The organism is Mycetocola zhadangensis (assembly GCF_003668565.1).
Lineage (GTDB): Bacteria > Actinomycetota > Actinomycetes > Actinomycetales > Microbacteriaceae > Mycetocola_A > Mycetocola_A zhadangensis.
This window is the reverse complement of record NZ_RCWJ01000001.1, coordinates 260,040-280,130: the sequence shown is the minus strand read 5'-3', so window position 1 is coordinate 280,130 and position 20,091 is coordinate 260,040. Positions and strand designations below refer to the sequence as shown.

The window sequence follows — 20,091 nt, the reverse complement described above, 5'->3', positions numbered from 1 at the left end:
CGTCGCACGTCGGCCGCGTTCCACTTCAGTGGGATGCGGCCGTTGTGGTTAAGTGCGCGTTTTCAGCCCCAGTGGGGCGGAACATCCGCCAGCAGCTGCGCGTCGTTAGCGCCGACGGATTTCTGTGGGGTAGCCGGTCGACCGCCCCAGGATTGCTCGTTGTCTTCCGCAGCCAGGATCGGTTCGCGGCGAGCCTGCGGTGTCGGGTCGGTTCCTGGCACTGGGGTCAGGACCGCTCGGCGTGATCCGGGCACACGCCTCACCCGCTGAGCGTCGGGTCTTCGGCCGGAACCGGATTCCTCAGGCTCTGCGCCGTCGGGTAACGCGTTATTCACCACTGGATCAGTTTACGCGCGGGTGCTGGGATCGACCGGTTCCTCGATACCGGTGGAAATGGCATCCGTTTCATTCGCTGTGTCGGAATCCTCCGCGCTGACGACAGCGGGCACGCCCAACATCGTCAGGATCTTCCGAGCCACTCCGTCCGGGTCGCTGAACAGGTCGAAGCTGTGCACGCGGAGGTAGTGCCACCCGAGCCGGCGCAGAACGTCTGGGCGCAACCGCAGTGATTCGCGCAACGAGTCGCTGCTCACCTCGGGGTCTGACTCGACGGCGATCGCTTTGCCCTCGTGAGCCGCGACGAGCGCGAGTTTGCCCCGGTACCCCACTTCGACGGACAAGCCGTGCCGGTAGAGACGTTCGGCCAGGTCGATCAGCATTGGTTCTGCGCCGTCCGTAGCCGGCGGAGCGGGAACGTGCTGGACTGGCTGTTTGAGGATCTCGGCGAGGGCGCCGATTCCGTGCTGCATGCGGCCGGTGTCGATGTCCTCGGGGCGGATGCAGGAAACGATGACCATGGAGCGGCGGGCGCGGGTCATGCCGACAGCGAGCAGGCGGTCGCCGCCCGGTCGTGCTAGTGCGCCGAAGTTGGACAGCACCCGGCCGTGCGGCGTGACGCCGTAGCCGAGCGAGAAGATGACACGGTCGCGACTCTCGGCGACAGACTGCTCAAGGGTGAGCACCGTGAACGGCTCGGGGCGCTCCTTGAGGATGAAGTCGGAGAGGTCGCTGCGCATAGCGAAGGCGGAGATCACGGCCTGGTGAACCCGGGTGGCGTGCTTCTCGCTCGCTGTGACAACCATGAGCGACTCGCGCGGTCGGTTGATCGCGTGCTCGAGCACGAGGTTGACCACACGAGCCACCTCAGCGTCGACGCTTTCCACTCCCCCGGTGTCCGGGTCGGGCATGCCGTGTCCGTTCGGCACATAGTCGAGCGTGAGGCTGCCGTGGCCGAGGAACGATCCGGCCCAGGGCAGCGACTCGATCTCACCACCGTAGAACCGGTGATTGACCAGTTCGGCGAGGTCTTCTCCTCCGGCGCGGTAGCTGCGCGTGAGGGTGAGTGTCGGCAGGAGGCCGGAGAGCCTTGCGAGTGCGGAGTCCGCGTGGCGAGCATCGACGTCGTCTGCTTCTGCCGCGGGAGCGGGTGCTCCGATGGCAACGGTGAACGGGGTCGGGCTCTGGGTGACGGGGTCACCGACCGCGACGACCTGGCGGGCGCGTCGAATAGCGCCGGCATTCTCGGCCAGGGTGGTGGCTCCGGCATCAACCAGGAAGACCGTGTCGAATCGCACGCTCTCAGGAATGAGGTGCGCCTCGTATGCGGAGGTGAGCCACACCGGAGACAGCACGCGCGACAGGTGCGGCGCTGCGCTCTCAAGTTTCGCTGGGCTCGTACTCTCGGTGCGCAGCAGCTTCTTGAGCGCGGACGCTTCGTCTGGGAAGTCGACGAGACCGATCTTCCAGTTCTCTGCGAGAAGGGCGCCGAGGAGGGCGCCGGATGCCGAGGCGTGAGCCTCGTCGACGAGGCGGAAGTCTGCTTCGAGCCGATCGATCACGCTCGTGTTTGCACCAAGCAGCGCCTTGTCTGTCGTGAGCATGTGCTCAAGCACGGACTGCCACCAGGCGAGTTCGAGTTCGTTGGCAACGCGTGCCTCGGGCACGTGGCGTACCGACAGGTCGGTGATGAGGGGCGCCAGTCCCTTTTCGCGGAGTTCCGCGATGAGGGTTGTGCGCTCCTGAAGGTTTTCCATAACTGCCGAGTCAGCAGCCAGACCAGACATCAGCCTGACCAGTTCCTTGACGGGCATTCCGACGAGCGACTGCGCTTTGGCCGTGCGGCTGAGCGGCTTGTCGAGCGACGCGAGGTCTTCAACGACACGCTGGTAGGCAACCTGAACGTCGGCGATGCCGAGCGGCACCTCAGGGTTCACGCCTGCGGCGACGTAGCGCTGCCAGAGAGTCCGCTGCTGCTGGATCCGACGCAGGGCTGCGTTGATGTCTGTGACGTGCACGCCAGGGCGCACGTATTCGCGAGCGAGCTTCTTGAGTCGCCGACGGTTCGCACTGGTCATGCTTGGCGCGTCGCGGCGTGCGCTCGTCGCGGCGATGAGTTCACCAAGGGAGCGGTCGAACACGCTCGGCTGGAACTTGTCGAGCGTCTCACGGATGTCGAGCAGCAGACGGAGGTAGATGCCGAGCTCTTCGATGGACTCGAAAGCACGCATCCGGGTCTGGCCGATGAGCTCGTATCCACGTTCAAGCAGGCGAGGCAGCTCTGTGCGGTGCAGCTTCTTCGCCAGGTCGTGCGTCGCTTTGGCCTGCTTCGTGCTGGCGAACTGTGCGCCGTACCACGGCGAGTCGTCCGGACCGTACTGGAACTCACCGAGCGCCGCAGCCGTTGCCAGCTTGCGCGCGATGATTTCGCGGTTGCCTGCGAGCTTCTCGAGCGAGGGCAAATCGAGTCTCGCGGTCGTGGTCGGCTGGTCCTGCAGGTTGCCGAGGCGCGTCAGCGCCTGGAGTGCGTCAATGACACTGACGCCGAGGCCGCTGTCGACACGGCTGAGCGATCCGCGGTAGTCAAGCAACACCTTGCGCAGTCGCACGAGCGCGTCGTCAACGTCGGCGACCTTAGGGGCGACGGCCTTTTCGTTGCGGGAGATGGCCTGTATGAGGTCGCGGCGAATCGTCGCTGGCGAAACGGTGAAGCCGGGCAGCCCGACCTTGGAAAAACGGTGACGGATGCCATCAAGCGACGATCGACGAGCGCTCACGACGAGAACGCGCTTGTGTTGGGAGACAAGACTGCCGATGGCGTTGACCACGGTTTGTGTTCCGCCTGTGCCAGGAAGTGTGGTGACAACTATGGAGTGCCCCGCAGCGATCTGCGCGATGACGTTCTCCTGCTCGGTGTCCGCATCGAGCAGGAGCGTGTCTGTTGTCGGCGGTCTGTCGTCCTGGCCGACAGCATCCACCGGGCTGAAAAGTCCTTCGACGAGTCGTCGAGCCCCGGGGTTGCCTGCGAGGGCGTTGAGAACGGGGTGATCGAGGTCGCGAGCGTCGCGGGCGAGCGATGTGCCAATGTCAGCGAACGAGGAGACGACAAGTCGCGGCTGGACGCTGAACCATTCGAGGTGCTGGGTCAGACCGCGCAGTCTGTCGATGACCGGCTGCGGCTTGAACGCACCGTTGGTTACGGCGAGTGCCTCAAAAGACTCGGCGTCGAGGGTGATCTTGAACTGCTCATGCAATGCGCGTGCGAGTTCAGGGTTGAGGAAGGGAGTGCCCTTGAGCTTCAGCTCAAAGTCGCGACCATAACGGCGAATAGCGACGGGGCGAAGCAGAACCGGAGCCGAGAACTCTTCCTCGCCGTAACGCCACTGGGCCAACCCGATCGCGAGGTGCACGGCCTCGATTCCGCGTACCGTGCGCAATTCGACACCCTTGACGGTGATCTGGTCTGCGGCAGCCTTGGCTCCGCGAAGCGCCAGCTCATCACGAATGAGGTTCGACAGCAGGGTCGAGTGCCCGGTGATGAACTGCGGCAGACCGCCCGGGTGAGTGGAACTTAACTCGATGCGGTTGCGTGGTTCATCCACAAAGTGCAGCAGAGGCGACCGTCCACCGACGGTCGCGAGTTGCTCGCGCCACCGCTTTCGGGTTTCGTCAGCCACGTTGCCCACCGTGTAATTGGGGTCGCCAACGCTCAAACCAGTGGGACTGGTGACTGAACGCGCAAGCGAAGTATCGACGTCAGCGATGTCTGAATCGCGCGTCTCTGGTTTCTTGTCTAGCCGCCACACATCCACACCCTAAGCTCTGTGACGCCCAATCGCCGGTAGCATCACCGGTTTTTCGCCGAGTCGGTCATGATCTTGCCCTTCCGGCATGGCAAAGGCACCGCTGCGGGTGGAGGAGGAGACCTGCCTCTGGCTGGAAGGGTTCGCGTCGACGGTGCCGACCCCGACTCCGCGACTAACCTGTCGATTCGTTTCTGCCCTGCGTGGGTGCTCCCGAAAAAAAGTTGTTGCGCATTTCCACGTCGCTCCACTACGTTGTTGCCAACGCCACAAATGACGAAAGGAGTCCAGCGTGTTTATTTCAAACTGTGCAATCGCATCACGAACCGCAGGCTTCGTCGGCGTCGTCTCCATCTGAATCGGTAGGTAGCTCCCACCGCTCCAGACGGTGGTGACGCTCTCGAAGTCAGGTTCGGCAGTAGCCGCAGGTTTCTGCGCACAGCTTCCGGCCAATCACACCGTGAGTGAGGGCATCCGCTCTCACTCCCCCGTCGCATCGTGCGGCAATCATCTCTTCGGCGACCCCGAACGCGTTCTCGACGTGCCCGGTCGCACCCAGCTAAGGACATAACCAACCATGAAAACGACACTGGCGACGACTCCCGTTCGCCAAGACCACCCACCACAACCCACGCCCGATCTTCAGCCCAACCCCGTGCGACGCGTCGGCCCTCTCGACCGTGCGGCGCTGCGCCTTGGCCTTGCCCTGGTCAAATGGGGGCGTCGTCCCGTCAAAGCTGACCCTCGCGAGCTACGCCGGCGCACGGCGGTAGCGGACGAAGCCCAACGAGAAAAGGAAGAACTGCGCGACCAGTTTCTGGGCCTGCCGTTTTTCCGTTAGAGCAACAGCGCACGCTCGGGCTGGCGTCGAAGTAAGCCTTCGATGCCAGCCCTCAGGTGCGTGCGTTCGTCTGAACGAATGAGCACTGCATGGCATCGTGTCGACGGCGCGTGAGCGAGAGCAATGCTGACAGGGATCGCGCACCGCGAACCGAAAGTGCCCCTGGAGGGATTCGAACCCCCAACCAACTCCTTAGGACGGAGGTGCTCTTCCGTTGAGCTACAGAGGCTGACCAGAGAAGTTTAGCGGAATCCCTTCACCCCCTGTGCGACACATCCGGGCACGCGTAGCATGCGGAGTAAACAGAACAGCGCTTCCAGCCGCACCTACTCGCGGTGGCATCCCCATTCCTGAGCGCCAGGTCGAACCCACCCTTCGCCCCCAGACTCAGAGACCTCACATCGTTCTCATCCTTCTGGAGTTGACATCATGGTCACCTCTTCTTCTTCATTCACTGTCCTTCCCGCGGCCGATATCGCCCGGGCGCGGGAGTTCTACCTCGACAAGCTGGGTCTCGAGCCCTTTCTCGACTCCACAGATAACCTGATGTACGGATCGGAAGCGTCACCCGACCTGCTCATCTACCAAACGACGAATGCCGGTACCGCGCAAAACACGCAGATGTGTTTTGCGGTGCCTGACATTCAAGCCGCTCGGGACGAGCTTCGTGGCAAAGGCGTCACCTTCGAGGACTATGACTTCGGCGACACGCGCACAGTCGACGGGATTGCGGACTTCGCGACCGAGTACAGCGCCTGGTTCAAGGACAGCGAAGGCAACTACATCTGCCTTACCCAGGCCAAGAAGTAGCCCCTCACGCCGCGGCAGGCGTGAGATACGGGTCCCAGGCGGGGAGTGCCTTCTCCGCTCCGCGGACCGCCCAGGTCGGGCCGTGCGGCATCCGGGGCTTGGTGCGCAGCGACCACCCCATCTCGGCAGGGGTCCTATTGCTTTTCGCGTTGTTACAGCGAAGGCAGCAGGCCACGAGATTCTCCCACGAGTCCTCGCCTCCGCGCGACCGCGGAATCACATGGTCGATGGTCGCAGCTGCCTTTCCGCAATATCCGCAACGATTCGCATCGCGCCGCAGAACACCCCGGCGAGTGACCGGCACGCGTCTCGAATTCGGAATCCGCACATACCGATTGAGCACGATGACCGCTGGCCTCTCGTGCGCACCATCCGTTCCCCACACGGGGTGGCCGGCGTCGACCTCGATGATGGCCGCCTTGTCGTTCATGACCAGAACAAGCGCCCGGCGGAACGAAACAATGGCGAGGGGTTCATACCCGGCATTCAACACAAGTGTGCGCATGTGCGTTTCCTCTCAAACGGCCGCGACGGCTTCGCGGTTATTCGGCGTTCTGACCGGAGGCAGAAAAGAGGATCCGGAGAAACAAAAAAGGCGCAGTCTGTGCAGACTGCGCCTATTCCCAACCACCATCGCGGCTGAGACAGAGTGAACCGAAATGCCCGCGTCCCGGGCAAGCGCACGCATCCGTGGTGTGGATACCGGCTTGTCGAGTCATGAGCTTCCCGCTACTTCTTCCTGAGGTCAGGGCTTTAATGTAACGCACAAATGGCGCACTTCCGCAGGGAAGCGCGCCATTCGCAGGTGAATGTCACTCACTGGACATCAGCGGGACAGATCCGAACCTTAGATTCCGATTCGGACGATCCACCAGTTGTCCGCGTAGATGGGGCCGATTCGAAGCGGGGTCCCAGGCCGTGAAGCGTGCAGGATCATGCCATTGCCCGCGTAAAAACCGATGTGACCGGCGCTGACAACGAGGTCGCCTGGCACGGCGTCTTCGACCGCGATGCGAGTGCCCATGTTGCCCTGCGCCGTTGAGGAGTGCGGCATGTCAATACCGAACTGGGCGTAGACATACTTAACGAAACCGGAGCAGTCGAACCCGGCAGGCGTCGCGCCGCCATAGACGTACGGGACACCCTGGTACTGCAACGCGACGTTGAAGACCTGGTCGAGGCTGAAGTTCGGGTAAGGCGGGTTGGCAAGAAGATCGGATGCGCTCGGTCCCGAGAACGAGGTCTGCTGGGTAGCGAAGGTGGCGCGTCTCGCCGTTGCCTCGGCTGCCTCGGCGACCGCGCGGGCGTTGGCCAGCTCTGCGGCCGTCGTCGCCGAGTATCCGTCACGGACCACGGGTGCTGCCGTCGCGCTTTCGTCGACGGAAAGCGACTGCGCGCCGGACTCCTTGAGGGTCTGCAGTGCTGAGGACGAGGATGCTGTGTCCTCAGCGGTGGGCGAGAACGCGTACGCCGGCAGAGCAACCGTGCCGAAGAGACCGGGCACGACGAGCGCCATTATGGCCGTCGACCGGAACTTGCGCCAGACGCTCTCCTTTGGAACGGGCTTCGCTGAGCGCGTCAGGGGTGTTCCCGCTGCAACCGGTCTCTGGAACGAACGAACGGAGCGCGACGGGGAGACAGCCACCTGGTGCAACGTCAGCGGGTCGATGTTCTCCGACGCGCCGTCGAACGGCTCCGGGTTACTGTTTACGGCCAAAGTGTGAACCTCCGGCGCCTCGACACCACGCTAGGGATGGGTCTCGTCTACAACAAAAATTCGGGTTTCACGACCGAGGAGACGAGCGGGAGAGGCGCCTCGGACCGGGTTCCTGCGGTCAGTTCTGACCTTTGGACGTGTCCGAGCGTACGTGACCGTTACCAATTTGTCACCTTTTGAGAGCCGTTTTTAACGAATTGGTAACGGGAGGACCGGCGAATGACCCAGCGGCACGAGGAATCTGTCTTCGCGGAAAGGCCGTGCTTCGGCGTGATTACGGGGTTTCGACGAAGATGTGACCAGCTACCTCGTTCGGAAGCTCAAGACCTGCTCCGAATCCTTCGACCTGAACCAAAACATACGAACCAGCCGGTGAGAACACGCCGACAGCACCGGGCATGATGCCGCCCTGCTTGAGCTGGAGAAGCAACTCTGGGTCCACCTGCGCCGGCTCTCCGAGGCGCCGGATGGTGGCGGTGACCGCGTCGCCCTTGCCGCGAACCAATTCCACAAGATTTGTGACGCCGTGGGCGAATGTACCCGCAGGCGTGTCGCCGAGCTCTTCGAGCCCGGGGATCGGGTTGCCATAGGGCGATTCGGTCGGGTGGTTGAGCATGGCGAGGAGTTTGCGCTCCACCTGCTCGCTCATGACGTGTTCCCAGCGACAGGCTTCCTCGTGAACGTACTCCCACTCGAGTCCGATGACGTCGCTGAGGAGACGCTCTGCCAGCCGGTGCTTTCGCATGACGTGCACAGCCTTGCTTCGGCCGGTCGGGGTCAGCTCAAGGTGACGATCGTCGGAGACGACGACCAGCCCGTCCCGCTCCATACGGCCGACGGTCTGAGACACTGTCGGACCCGAGTGGCTCAACCGCTCGGAGATCCGGGCACGGAGAGGCACGATGTTCTCTTCCTCGAGTTCGAGGATGGTACGAAGGTACATCTCGGTGGTGTCAATCAGATCAGTCATTGACGTCTCCCATGGTTCAGCGCGATAGACCCAAGCCTACTGTGCGATCGAAGACGGTCCGGCGTCTTCGAGCGTCACGAAACGGTGCGCCCGCCGACGCAGTTCTAGAATCGGATCATGCCTGACATTGTGATCCCCGATGACCTCAAGCCCGCCGATGGACGATTTGGCTGCGGCCCGTCCAAGATCCGTCCGGAACAGGTGTCAGCTCTCGCAGAGGCGGGCGCCGCGCTTCTCGGGACGTCACACCGCCAGGCCCCGGTGAAGAACCTGGTCGGGAGCGTGCGCGATGGACTTGGCGACCTGTTTTCGATTCCGGACGGCTACGAGGTCGTTCTGGGCAACGGCGGGTCGACGGCGTTCTGGGATGCCGCCTCGTTTGGCCTGATTGAGCGCCGGAGTCAGAACCTCACGTTCGGTGAGTTCGGGTCGAAGTTTGCGAAAGCCGCGTCCGCGCCGTGGCTCGAGGCCCCTGACGTGCGGAACGCCCCCGCCGGCACGCGCTCCACTGCCGAGCCTGTCGATGGAGTCGACGTATACGCCTGGACCCACAACGAGACGTCAACGGGAGTCATGGCGCCTGTGACGCGCGTTGTTGGAGATGCCGGGGCTCTGACGGTGATCGACGCGACAAGCGCCGCGGGTGGCGTCCAGGTCGACGCCAGCCAGGCCGACGTCTACTACTTCGCGCCTCAAAAGAACTTCGCGTCAGACGGCGGACTCTGGTTCGCGCTCTTCTCCCCCGCCGCCCTCGAGCGGGTGGAGCGGGTCGCAGCATCCGACAGGTACATACCTGAGTTCCTCAGCCTCAAGAACGCTGTAGACAACTCGCGCCTTAACCAGACGCTCAACACCCCCGCTCTTTCGACGCTTCTGCTTCTGGACAGCCAGATTTCGTGGATCGCACAAAACGGAGGTCTCGCCTGGGCTGATGCACGCACACGCGAGTCGTCATCACACCTGTACGAGTGGGCTGAGTCGACGTCGTACGCGACACCGTTTGTCTCGGACCCCGCTGACCGCTCGCAGGTTGTCGTCACTATCGACTTCGATGACGCCATCGACGCGAGCGCCGTCGCCAAGGGGCTTCGCGCGAACGGCATTGTGGACACGGAGCCGTACCGCAAGCTCGGACGTAATCAATTGCGCGTTGCCACATTCACGGCGATCGACCCGGCGGACATCCGCCAGCTCACTCGCAGCATCGAGTTCGTCGTCGACGCGCTGTAGCTCGTGCGCCGGTTTCCGGCTTAACCACAACGACCGCCACTGTGAAAAGTGGCGGTCGTTGTGTTTAGGGGAAGCGAGGTCAGTAGCTGCGCTCGGCTTCTTCGTCGTCGTCGTCGTCGTCGGACTCATCGTCATCATCGTCGTCGTCGTCGTCGTCGGACTCATCGTCATCATCGTCGTCGTCGTCGTCGTCGTCAGACTCATCGTCGTCGTCGGACTCATCGTCATCATCATCGTGGTCGTCGTCGTCGTCGTCGTCGTCGTCGTCGTCAGACTCATCGTCGTTGTCGGACTCATCATCATCATCATCGTCGTCATCAGACTCGTCATCGTCATCAGACTCGTCATCGTCGTCGGACTCGTCGATCTCGTCGACGTCCACACCGTCAAGGTCACCGGCATGAAGAATGCTGTAACCCTCGTCTTCGTCATCTTCTTCGTCGTCGAGCTCGGCTGCCGCTTCGGCGAGCGCACGCGACTCCGCTTCGGCGGCTTCCTGGCTGGCTCGGTAGTCAGCGAGTCGCTCCGACCACGGAACCCACTCCGGCGCTAGCAGGGCGTTCTCGCCCGGCATCAGCTCGGTCTCGAGGACCATGGGAGCGCCACCGTCGACGCGAGCAAGTGTTACGGTCCAGTTCCAACCTGGGTAACCGGGGAGGGTGGTCTCAAACAGCAGCGACAGGACGTGGTCGTCCTCGACGATGTGTCCGGCAGGCTCCCCAATGGAGGATGCCGGCGTGACCTGGAGGAGCGCGTCCCGTGCAACCTCAACTGCGGCCAACAGGACGTCGTCGGCGACGGGCGCGGGCTTCGGTACCTCGGGTTCTGGCACGTCAGCCTGAACGGCGTCGTGTTCCGGCGCTACAGCTATATCGCTCGGAACGGAACCGGTGGCATCCGCCGACACAACAGCATCCGTTGTCGTCGTGTTCGAAAAGGACGGGACCTGCTCAGCCTCAGCAACCTGCGGTGCCTCGCGCTGTGTCGCGTCGACGGCCGGGGCGGCGGTCATGGCTTCGGGCGCAGCAACGGGAGCGACGGCGTCCGGCGTGGACACCTCAACTGCTGACGGGTCCGTCGTGGAGTTCTCGGCGGTATTCATCGGAGTGCTCCTTGTGAAAAGACGGCGGGCCCAACGTGGCGCGGCGATCACGCGTCCAGTTCGTCGGCCACCCGGCGCAGCAGCTGTGCGACCTTCCGGCTGTGTGCGTTGTCGGGGTAGCGACCCTTGCGGAGATCTCCGCCGAGGCCGTCGAGCAGTTTCACGAGGTCCTCGATGATGATCGCCATGTCGTCAGCGGGCTTGCGCTTCATCTTGACCAGGCTCGGGGGCGCATCGAGCACGCGCACGGACAGTGCCTGAACGCCGCGCTTGCCATCGGCAACGCCGAATTCGAGTCGTGTGCCGGCTTTGACCGAGGTCACACCGGCGGGCAGAGCCGACGCGTGCAGGAAAACTTCCTGGCCGTCATCGCTCGAGATAAAGCCGAAGCCTTTCTCGTCGTCGTAGAACTTAACCTTGCCGGTGGGCATGGACTCAACCTCGCAGTGAACTCGACGCCGGCGAACCGGCGAGTGGTGCAATCGTCGCGGCAGGAGCCGAACGAGAAGCGGGCATCCGGCCCGCTCCCCTCAAGCTTAGAGCGTCGGGCATGAGGCCAGTTCTGCCGGATTCAGCTCGGAGAGATATCCTGAGGAGCGTGACCGCCAATAACACCGCAAACGTGAGCCGTTTTGAACGCATCCTCGCGTTCATGCTGCTCGGCCTCGTCCTCCTGTCTGTCGGCACCTTCGTGGCGATCATCGTCGGCACCTGGCAGGGAATGAGCTCGAGCGACTTCGCCGGTGGCATCTGGCCGGGCGTGGTCATGGTGCCGTACATCGGCCTCCCCCTGGCCTTTGTGCTCCTCATCACCCTGATGATCACGAGCGCCGTCAAGCGGTCCCGCGAAAACCAGCGCACCACGACCCAGCGCTGATACCCGGGCTGCTCATGACGGACATAATGACCCTCGCAAGCAGCCTTCGCGCGCGGGACGACGCAGCACTCGAACTTCTCCTCACCCGTCGCCCGCTCACCACACGCGGTCGGGTCAAAGACTTCTTCGACCTCGCAGAGGCGCTGCTCGACCCGGTCAGCATCCGCGCAATACTCACCCACCTCGATCGGCACACCCTCGCAGTGCTGGCGGCGTCGACACACGAGCCGCTCAGCGCTGAACAACTCGCTGACCGGCTCGAGACCCTCGGCGCCGACCATGTCGCTGAACGCGCAGACTACGCCGTCGATGTCGCTCTGCTCACCCGCACCGCGAACGGTTACGCGGCTCTGAGCGCAGTCACAGGGGTGCTCGATGGTTGGCCCAAGGCTGGGCTGCCCGGCCTCGTCGAGCTGTCCACAGAACGACCGCCAGCCGTTGCACATCCGCACCCCGTGGCATCCGCTTCATCGATCGACCCGAGTGCAGCGGAGCATGCGTTCGCCACGACGACGGCCACCGCCGAGCTCATCGTCGAGTTGCTTGCTCACCCCGCTCGCGAACTCGGCAAAGGCGGACCGGCGCTTCCCGAACGTCGCCGCCTCGCACACGCCATGCAGGTCAACGAGCCAACCGTCGACCGGTATCTCGATCTGGCCGTTCGCAGTGGGCTTGCCTCGCACGAACCTGGCGGCTGGCATCCGACGGCCACCGGCGAGGCGTGGTTGCGCGAGACGACGGCTGACCGCTGGGCGGCGCTCGCGACCGCGTGGCTCGAGGCGATCCCGGTTGAGGTGCGTTCGGTGCTCAGCGAGCGCACCAGCTGGGGTGATGCTCTGCACGCGTACGCGCACTGGCTCTATCCGGCCGGCGGTGAGTGGATTCGTGAGGCTGTCGATCGAGTGGCCACGCACGCGTCGCTTCTCGGAATCACGAGCGGACCGTCGCCTGCCGAGCAGCTGCTGAGCACTCCCGGCTCTCTTCTTCTGACATCGGATGCCACGGCAGCGGCGAGCGCGATGGCCCACTTCTTCCCTTCCCACGTTCGGCAGGTTTACCTGCAGCATGACCTGTCGATCATCGCGCCTGGCCCACTGCACCCCGAACTCGACCTGAAGCTCAGGGCCTTCGCTGAACTTGAAACCCGGGCACAGGCGTACAGTTACCGGCTCTCGCCGGAGAGCGTGAATCGTGCACTGTCTGCCGGTGGGTCGGCTGAGGAGATGCTCGCTTTCCTCGAGAAGCTGTCACTGACCGGCATCCCCCAGCCGGTGCACTATCTCATCTCGCAGGCCGCTGCGCGGTTCGGAACCGTCCGGGTGGGGCTGATTCCCGCCGGTACCGCCGACGTCGGTGACGCGCAGAGCTATGTGCGATCGACGGACAGCTCGATGATCGGGCTGCTCGAGGTGGATCAGGCCATCGGCCCGATCGGATTGCGCCCGCACAGTTCGCTTCGGCTGGTGAGCCGGTTCGAGTTTGAGGTGGTGTTCTGGGCGCTCAGTGATGCCCGGTATCCGGTTGCCGCCGAGAACCCGGACGGGTCGCTTCTCAGCGTGCGTCGGCAACGCGTTACCTCGGTGCCGGTGCACAGCACCGCGCCGGACCACTCCGAATTGCTCAAGGAGCTCCGCGCCGCGGAGGCGGAGTCCGCAGGGGATTCCGGGCAGGCGTGGGTTGCGCGCCAACTCGACGCAGCCATCCGTGCGAAGCAGACCGTGACCGTGACGGTGCAGGTGCCCGGTTCGGGGCCGCTCGAGTTCGTTCTTGAGCCGACCGGAGTGTCTGGTGGGCGCCTGCGGGCCCGTGACAAGCGAGCGGATATCGAACGCACGCTTCCGCTTTCGAGCATCCTCGAACTCAAGTAGCGAACAGACTCCGTTCCCAGCCAGCGGCGATAGGGTTTCTAGTTATGTCTGATGGCCCACTGATCGTCCAGAGTGACCGCACCGTCCTGCTCGAAGTTGCCCATCCCCTCGCAGAGGATGCCCGACACGACCTTGCAGTCTTCGCCGAACTCGAGCGCGCCCCCGAACACATTCACACCTACCGGATCACCCGGCTTGGCCTGTGGAACGCGCGAGCCGCCGGCCACAACTCGGACGACATGCTCGCGACCCTCGAGAAATACTCCAAGTTCGCGATCCCGACAACTGTCTCACTCGACATCGCTGAGACCGTGTCGCGCTATGGCCGCCTGGTGATCGAGCGCGACGCAGACAACCAGCTCGTTCTTCGTTCCACTGACGAAGCAGTGCTGACCGAGATCGCCGGTGCGAAAAAGATCGCCCCGCTTCTCATCGGCCACCCGACGCCAGACACCTATCTCGTCGACACGTGGGCGCGTGGCCAGCTCAAGCAGGAACTCGTCAAGCTGGGCTGGCCTGCCGAAGACCTGGCCGGCTACACCCCGGGAACGCCACACACCATCGACCTTCAGTCGGAAGGCTGGCAGCTCCGCGGTTATCAGCAAAAGGCCATCGACAACTTCTTCGAAGGCGGTTCGGGCGTCGTGGTTCTCCCCTGCGGTGCCGGCAAAACCCTCGTTGGCGCCGGCGCAATGGCGACGGCCAAAACGAACACCCTCATTCTCGTCACGAACACGGTGTCGGCCCGCCAGTGGCGAGACGAACTCCTTCGACGGACAACGCTCACCGAGGAAGAGATCGGCGAATACTCAGGCCAGGTGAAGGAAGTGAAGCCCGTCACCATCGCCACGTACCAGATCCTCACGGCCAAACGTAAGGGTGAGTACGCTCACCTCGCCCTGCTGGACGCCATGGACTGGGGTCTTGTCGTGTACGACGAAGTGCACCTGCTGCCAGCACCGGTGTTCAAGCTCACGGCCGAGCTGCAGGCTCGCCGCCGACTCGGCCTGACCGCCACCCTGGTGCGCGAGGACGGCAGGGAAAGCGACGTGTTCAGTCTCATCGGGCCCAAACGGTTCGACGCCCCGTGGAAGGAGATCGAAGCTCAGGGCTACATCTCCCCCGCCACGTGCTATGAGGTCCGGATCGACCTGCCGCAGTCCGAGCGTTTGACCTACGCGGCAGCAGCTGACGACGAAAGGTACCGCCTGGCGGCGACAGCGCCCGCGAAGCTGGATGTCGTGCGCAGCCTGGTCGCACGGCACGAGGGTGAACGCATTCTGGTGATCGGCCAGTACCTCGACCAGATCGATGAACTCGCTGAGGAGCTCGGCGCGCCCAAGCTCACCGGCTCAACCCCGGTCGACGAGAGGGAGCGGCTGTTTCAGGCGTTCCGGCTCGGCGAAATCACGGTCCTTGTGGTCTCAAAGGTCGCCAACTTCTCCGTCGACCTTCCTGAAGCCACGGTCGCCATCCAGGTCTCGGGGTCGTTTGGCTCCCGTCAGGAAGAGGCACAGCGACTCGGCCGACTCCTCCGACCGAAGGAATCCGGGCTCAGCGCGAACTTCTACACGCTTGTGGCTCGTGACACCGTCGACCAGGACTTTGCACAGAACCGGCAGCGGTTCCTCGCGGAGCAGGGGTACAGCTACACGATCCTCGATGCCGCGGCTATCGCCGCCTGACTTCGGCCTCAGCTGATCGCGGCGTCCTTGCGCAGGTAACGAAGAAGCAGGGTGTCCTCGGCCGTCAAGGCGTGGGCGACCTCGAATGCGCGATGAACGTCAATCGGCTGTCCGGCGACGATTCGGGGTGCTCCTGGTCCCTCGAGCACAGAAGCGACGGTCAGGCAGAGTTCGTCGACGGCATCGTTTCGGATCAGGTCGGCGAGGAGCCTCGGACCACCCTCGCTGTGCATCTGGAGCAACCCGCGCTGCGCGAGCAGTCGCCGCATGAGCCCGGTGTCGACCTCGGACTGGCCGGCGACGAGAACGTCCGCAACACGAGCGATTTCCTTCAGCCTGTCCGCCGGAGCATCGTCCACAGTGATCACCAGCGGTCGAGCAGGGGCCTCGGCGAAGATTGCGGACCCGGGGTCCAGATCGAGGGACGCAGAAACGATGGCGAAGACGGGATGCGGAGCCAGCCCCTCGGACCTCCGCCACTCAGCCGCATCATCGTCGAGGCGCATTGGGCCGTATCCCTCTGCGCGCACGGTTCCGGCGCCAACAATGACGACGTCGCAGTGCCGACGCAGCAGGTCGAACACCCGTCGATCTGCTGCCGAGCCAAGCCCGCCGCTCAGCCCTTCGGACGTAGCGGCCCCGTCGATACTCGAGACGAAGTTCACCCTGAGCCAGGGTGACGATCGGTCCGGAACCGCGTAGAGGCCGAGGATGTCCTCATCGGTGAGGGCATCGGCGGATGGTTGCAGGAGAGCGATCCGAGGCTCAGTCATTGCGCTCACCCATGTTGTGGCGAAGGTATGCGGGATCCCGGAAGCCCAGGATGGCTTCGGTCATACGGGCAGCGTCCACAGCGGGACGTACGTTGTGCATCCGAATGATCCGGGCGCCGTTCATGATGGCGACCACGGCTGCCGCGAGCGAACCGGCCACGCGATCGTCGCGCTTCCGATCCAAAGTTTCACCAACGAAGTCCTTGTTGGAGACCGCGGCAAGCACGGGGTAACCCAGCGCGGCGATTTCGGAGAATCGACGAGTCAGTTCCAGCGAGTGCATGGTGTTTTTGTTGAGGTCGTGACCGGGATCGAGAATGATGCGTTCCGGCGGGATTCCCGCGTCGATGGCCATGTTCGCCTGTCTGCGGAGGAACTCGATGACCTCGCCCACGACGTCGCGGTAACTCGGTTTCGCGTAGACCGTGCGGGGCGCGGCCAGACTGTGGGTGATCACAATCCCAGCGGAACTGTCCGCGATGACGGTCGCCATCTCGGGGTTCCGCAGCCCGGTCGTGTCATTGATGAGGTCGGCTCCCGCTTCGATGCTTCGACGGGCGACCTCCGGTTGGAAGGTGTCCACCGAGATGACGACATCGCTCGACTCGCGGATCGCAGCGATGACCGGAACTACCCGGTCGACCTCGTCTGCGACGGGTAACTCGGGTCCGGGCGCGAACGGGGCTCCTCCGATATCGATGATGTCTGCGCCATCGGCCACCGCAGCGAGCGCGGCGGCAACGGCGGAGTCGAAACCGAAGGTGCTGCCGCGGTCGTAAAAGGAGTCAGGGGTACGATTCACGACCGCCATGACGGCGACGCGCTTCGAGAAATCGAAGGCGTGCGCGCCGAGCGTTCGGATCGGTGTGTTCTCGGGCAGCGAGCCGGTGGGCCGGGTCGGCCGGGATGCAGTCATGTAGACCATCGTGCCGCACGGGGTTAGAGATCTGTGATCGGCACGCTCGTTGGGCGAGGCTTACAGGATCAGCGAACCGAGCTCGAGACCCTAGGTTCCCGGTGTCGTCGTTGACATTCCGGATGCCGCCACCCCGGGCCGCTGCAGCTCTTTCGGGCGCCAATGAAGCCACACCGGCGACACTCAGGAACATTTCAGCCAACACGCAGATACTGGGGCCATGACTGGACCACGCATTCTCATCGTCGATGACGAACCGAACATCCGCGACCTGCTCACCACGAGCCTCCGCTTCGCTGGCTTCGCCGTGCGAGCCGTTGGAAACGGTGCCCAGGCCATCTCCGCCGTTCTGGAAGAAGAGCCTGACCTCATCATCCTTGACGTCATGCTGCCCGACATGAACGGATTCGGCGTCACCAAGCGCCTCCGCTCCGCCGGATACACAGCCCCGATTCTGTTCCTCACGGCAAAAGACGACACAGAAGACAAGATCATGGGCCTGACCGTCGGAGGTGACGACTACGTCACCAAGCCGTTCAGCCTCGACGAAATAGTCGCCCGCATCAAGGCAATCCTCAGGCGCACAATGCATGCTGATGAGGATGCTGTCATTCGTGCCGGCGAGCTCACCATGGATCAGGACACCCATGAGGTACTCGTTGGTGAGACTCCGATTGAACTCAGCCCGACCGAATTCAAGTTGCTCCGCTACCTCATGCTCAACCCCAACCGGGTCCTGAGCAAGGCGCAGATCCTTGATCACGTGTGGGAGTACGACTTCAACGGTGACGCCGGCATCGTCGAGAGCTATATTTCCTACCTCCGCAGGAAGCTCGACCAGTTCTCGACAGAACCTCTCATTCAGACCAAGCGCGGGTTCGGCTACATGCTGAAAACAGCGAAGGCATAAACGAACGGTGTAATGCACGATTCAGTAGCCGAGTGGTGGAACGCGATTTCACTGCGGACGAAGATCACCGGCGTCACGGTTCTCGTGCTTGCCTTCGGACTCGTTGTTGCCGGAGTCGGCACCATGACCATGCTTCGCCCTGCGCTTGAGGGAAAGGTCAACGCTGACCTCGTTGCTGCGGCCCAGGCTCCGACGCCGCCCGGATTCCTCGACCTCGACTCAAGCGCAGACAATGACGCGGGCGAGATGGTGCAGGACGCTGTCTCCTCCGACTACTTCACCGCCGTTTACGATGCAGACGGGAAGCTCCGGGCCGCAACCTGGCAGAACCGCGACAAATCCGACCTGCCGACCATCCCGTCGACGGTCATGGTGTCCGATGCGCTGCGCCAGGGCGAGAACGTGTTCGAACTCCGCACCGCGGACAAGAAAGAACTGTTCCACGCAGTCATCGTCCCCTACCAGTGGGATCACGAAGGCGCGATGGGAGTTGTGCTCGTCGCCGTCTCCATGCGCGAGACCGACACCATCATCGCCACCCTTTTCACGATCTTCTTCGGCTTCGGGCTCGGCGTGATCATCCTCGGCGCCCTCCTCACTCGGGTGCTGGTCACCAGCACCTTCCATCCCCTGCGAGAGGTGGAGTACACAGCCGCGGCCATCGCCGACGGTGACTTTAGCCAACGTCTCGCAGTCTCAACCCCCAACACGGAAGTGGGCCGACTCAACCGGTCCCTCAACACAATGCTCGCCCGCATCGACCGCGCATTCTCGGATCGCGCCCGCACCATCGAGCAGATGCGCCGCTTTGTCGGCGACGCCAGCCACGAACTACGGACGCCCCTCGTGAGCGTTCGGGGTTACGCCGAGTTGTACCGGATGGGCGCTCTTCAGACACCCGAAGACGTCGCAAAGGCGATGGACAGGATCGAGAAGGAAGCCATCCGGATGGGCGGCCTCGTCGAGGACCTCCTCGAACTCGCTCGACTCGACGAAACCAAGCCCATGGTCATGGCCCCCGTCGACCTCTCCCCCATTGCCAGGGACGCGGCCCTCGACGCGAGCGCTTCCGCCCCGGACCGGATCGTCCGCGCGGTCGTCGATTGCCCGCCGGTCGCCCCTCTTCCCGCGACCGACTCGGAGAAGACCGACCCGTCCAAACCTGTGACCAGGGCTCCGTCCGCCGAGGAATCCGCGGCAACAGGCCCCATCGCTTTCGCTGGCGCCACTCTGGCGCGCCTTCGCCGCCGCCCGCGCAAACAAGGCGCAGACGGCGTGCTGCTGACCGGTGACCTGCCAGCCATCCAACCGTCACCCCTGCCAGAGGTGCCCGCGGTCGTCCTGGGCGAGGAGAACAAGCTTCGCCAGGTTGTCACCAACCTCATCGGCAACGCCATGCGCTTCACCCCGGCAGGCAGCCCGCTCGAAATCGGCGTGTCAGCGAACCCGCTCACTCGCACGGCAACCATCTCCGTCATCGACCACGGTGAGGGAGTCCCGCCCCAGATCCGCGAGAAGATCTTCCAGCGGTTCTGGCGAGCCGACTCGTCCCGGGCGCGTGAAACCGGCGGATCCGGCCTCGGCCTCGCCATCGTTTCATCCATCGTCGCTGCGCACAACGGCACGGTCAGCGTCACGGACACTCCAGGGGGCGGCGCCACATTCCGCGTGAGCCTCCCGTTGTACTCGCCACCACGTCCGTCACCTGAAGATGCCAGCGCTTCGCACATAACCACCGCTGCCGAGTCAGCCGTCGGGGCATAGCGGACGCACTCCCTCACAGCGCAGATGCTCATGGGGTGGTTCCCCAGTCGAGGGGATGCCACGTGGCTTGGAGTCTGAACCATTTACTGTCGAATTTTCTCCCGCCGCTTCCCGGCGGGAGTCGAAAGATCGAGGAGGGCACGATGACCAGGTATCAGGTAGACAGTGACATCGTCATGGGGACGACAGCGAGGGTGCGCGGCACCATTGACACCATCCAGAGCGACGTGGCTGGGCTGATGCGTCAGCTGACGGAGCTCCAGAGCACGTGGACCGGCGAAGCGTCTGTGGCGTTCCAGGGCGTCGTCGCCGACTGGCGCGCGACGCAGCAGCGGGTCGAGGAGAGCATCCACACCATCAATCAGGCGCTGGCGCGGGCCGGTACGCAGTACCAGGAGGTCGAACGCGGGAATGCAGACCTGTTCCGAATGGGATGAACGCCTCCGCCAGCACCCGGTTAAAGCACACTGGGCGCCTCCCGAAGGAGAC

The 20,091-nt window shown here is 63.7% G+C and carries 18 protein-coding genes and 1 tRNA gene; 9 read left to right on the top strand and 10 right to left on the bottom strand.

All coding sequences use genetic code 11. The annotated features are described in order from the left end of the window. Positions 1 to 62: 62 nt before the first annotated feature. Together D9V28_RS01360 and D9V28_RS01355 are read right to left on the bottom strand one after the other, a co-directional pair. A complete protein-coding gene (locus D9V28_RS01360) occupies positions 63 to 338 on the bottom strand; it encodes a hypothetical protein (protein WP_229727675.1) in 276 nt (91 codons plus the stop codon). A gap of 9 nt (positions 339 to 347) precedes the next feature. Then, positions 348 to 4,142, bottom strand: coding sequence for an AAA family ATPase (locus D9V28_RS01355; RefSeq protein ID WP_229727674.1), 3,795 nt, complete (start codon positions 4,140 to 4,142; stop codon positions 348 to 350). Between the two features lie 574 nt (positions 4,143 to 4,716). Between D9V28_RS01355 and D9V28_RS15910 the strand changes: the two genes are divergently transcribed. Further along, positions 4,717 to 4,980, top strand: coding sequence for a hypothetical protein (locus tag D9V28_RS15910; RefSeq protein ID WP_147440891.1), 264 nt, complete (start codon positions 4,717 to 4,719; stop codon positions 4,978 to 4,980). Between the two features lie 157 nt (positions 4,981 to 5,137). Here the strand turns inward: D9V28_RS15910 and D9V28_RS01350 are convergent. Next, positions 5,138 to 5,209: transfer RNA gene (locus tag D9V28_RS01350), tRNA-Arg, on the bottom strand. A 200-nt stretch (positions 5,210 to 5,409) separates the two neighbouring features. Between D9V28_RS01350 and D9V28_RS01345 the strand changes: the two genes are divergently transcribed. Next, positions 5,410 to 5,790 carry a VOC family protein gene (locus D9V28_RS01345; RefSeq protein WP_121657925.1) on the top strand — a complete coding sequence of 127 codons (381 nt, stop codon included), beginning with the start codon at positions 5,410 to 5,412 and terminating at the stop codon, positions 5,788 to 5,790. 4 nt (positions 5,791 to 5,794) lie between these two features. Here the strand turns inward: D9V28_RS01345 and D9V28_RS01340 are convergent, their stop codons facing one another. From D9V28_RS01340 to D9V28_RS01325, 3 genes are all read right to left on the bottom strand, one after another. Continuing rightward, positions 5,795 to 6,295 carry an HNH endonuclease gene (locus D9V28_RS01340; RefSeq protein WP_121657924.1) on the bottom strand — a complete coding sequence of 167 codons (501 nt, stop codon included), beginning with the start codon at positions 6,293 to 6,295 and terminating at the stop codon, positions 5,795 to 5,797. 342 nt (positions 6,296 to 6,637) lie between these two features. Continuing rightward, positions 6,638 to 7,507, bottom strand: a complete 870-nt coding sequence (locus tag D9V28_RS01335; protein WP_220700436.1) for a C40 family peptidase — start codon at positions 7,505 to 7,507, stop codon at positions 6,638 to 6,640. Positions 7,508 to 7,781: 274 nt separating this feature from the next. Continuing rightward, complete coding sequence (locus D9V28_RS01325; RefSeq protein ID WP_121657921.1) at positions 7,782 to 8,477, bottom strand: iron-dependent transcriptional repressor DtxR; 696 nt, start codon at positions 8,475 to 8,477, stop codon at positions 7,782 to 7,784. A gap of 117 nt (positions 8,478 to 8,594) precedes the next feature. Here D9V28_RS01325 and serC point away from each other — a divergent pair, with 117 nt between their 5' ends. Further along, positions 8,595 to 9,707, top strand: coding sequence for a phosphoserine transaminase (gene serC / locus D9V28_RS01320; RefSeq protein ID WP_121657920.1), 1,113 nt, complete (start codon positions 8,595 to 8,597; stop codon positions 9,705 to 9,707). 79 nt (positions 9,708 to 9,786) lie between these two features. Here the strand turns inward: serC and D9V28_RS01315 are convergent, their stop codons facing one another. Further along, positions 9,787 to 10,809: a DUF3027 domain-containing protein gene (locus D9V28_RS01315; RefSeq protein WP_229727673.1), complete on the bottom strand. Its 1,023-nt coding sequence runs from the start codon at positions 10,807 to 10,809 to the stop codon at positions 9,787 to 9,789. Positions 10,810 to 10,856: 47 nt separating this feature from the next. Further along, positions 10,857 to 11,240, bottom strand: a complete 384-nt coding sequence (locus D9V28_RS01310; protein WP_121657919.1) for a cold-shock protein — start codon at positions 11,238 to 11,240, stop codon at positions 10,857 to 10,859. Between the two features lie 167 nt (positions 11,241 to 11,407). On the opposite strand from D9V28_RS01310, the gene D9V28_RS01305 reads away from it, so the two are divergent. Genes D9V28_RS01305 through D9V28_RS01295 form a run of 3 tightly spaced genes read left to right on the top strand, consistent with a single transcriptional unit; the run spans position 11,408 to position 15,239 of the window. Further along, the gene (locus tag D9V28_RS01305; protein ID WP_121657918.1) at positions 11,408 to 11,686 is read left to right on the top strand and encodes a multidrug ABC transporter ATPase; all 279 of its coding nucleotides are present in this window, start codon (positions 11,408 to 11,410) and stop codon (positions 11,684 to 11,686) included. A 14-nt stretch (positions 11,687 to 11,700) separates the two neighbouring features. Further along, the gene (locus D9V28_RS01300; protein WP_121657917.1) at positions 11,701 to 13,554 is read left to right on the top strand and encodes a helicase-associated domain-containing protein; all 1,854 of its coding nucleotides are present in this window, start codon (positions 11,701 to 11,703) and stop codon (positions 13,552 to 13,554) included. 44 nt (positions 13,555 to 13,598) lie between these two features. Continuing rightward, entirely contained in the window at positions 13,599 to 15,239 is a 1,641-nt protein-coding gene (locus tag D9V28_RS01295; protein WP_121657916.1) for a DNA repair helicase XPB, read from the top strand. A gap of 8 nt (positions 15,240 to 15,247) precedes the next feature. Here D9V28_RS01295 and D9V28_RS01290 read toward each other — a convergent pair whose 3' ends face one another. Further along, entirely contained in the window at positions 15,248 to 16,012 is a 765-nt protein-coding gene (locus tag D9V28_RS01290; protein ID WP_121657915.1) for a pyrimidine reductase family protein, read from the bottom strand. Next, a complete protein-coding gene (gene folP, locus D9V28_RS01285; RefSeq protein ID WP_183086390.1) occupies positions 16,005 to 16,928 on the bottom strand; it encodes a dihydropteroate synthase in 924 nt (307 codons plus the stop codon). Before folP ends, D9V28_RS01290 begins: the two co-directional genes overlap by 8 nt. A 220-nt stretch (positions 16,929 to 17,148) precedes the next feature. Here folP and D9V28_RS01280 point away from each other — a divergent pair, with 220 nt between their 5' ends. From D9V28_RS01280 to D9V28_RS01270, 3 genes are all read left to right on the top strand, one after another. Next, complete coding sequence (locus D9V28_RS01280; protein ID WP_108391630.1) at positions 17,149 to 17,838, top strand: response regulator transcription factor; 690 nt, start codon at positions 17,149 to 17,151, stop codon at positions 17,836 to 17,838. Positions 17,839 to 17,850: 12 nt separating this feature from the next. Further along, positions 17,851 to 19,602, top strand: coding sequence for a sensor histidine kinase (locus D9V28_RS01275; RefSeq protein WP_121657913.1), 1,752 nt, complete (start codon positions 17,851 to 17,853; stop codon positions 19,600 to 19,602). Between the two features lie 143 nt (positions 19,603 to 19,745). After that, positions 19,746 to 20,039, top strand: a complete 294-nt coding sequence (locus tag D9V28_RS01270; protein ID WP_121657912.1) for a WXG100 family type VII secretion target — start codon at positions 19,746 to 19,748, stop codon at positions 20,037 to 20,039. The last annotated feature ends 52 nt before the right edge of the window (positions 20,040 to 20,091 follow it).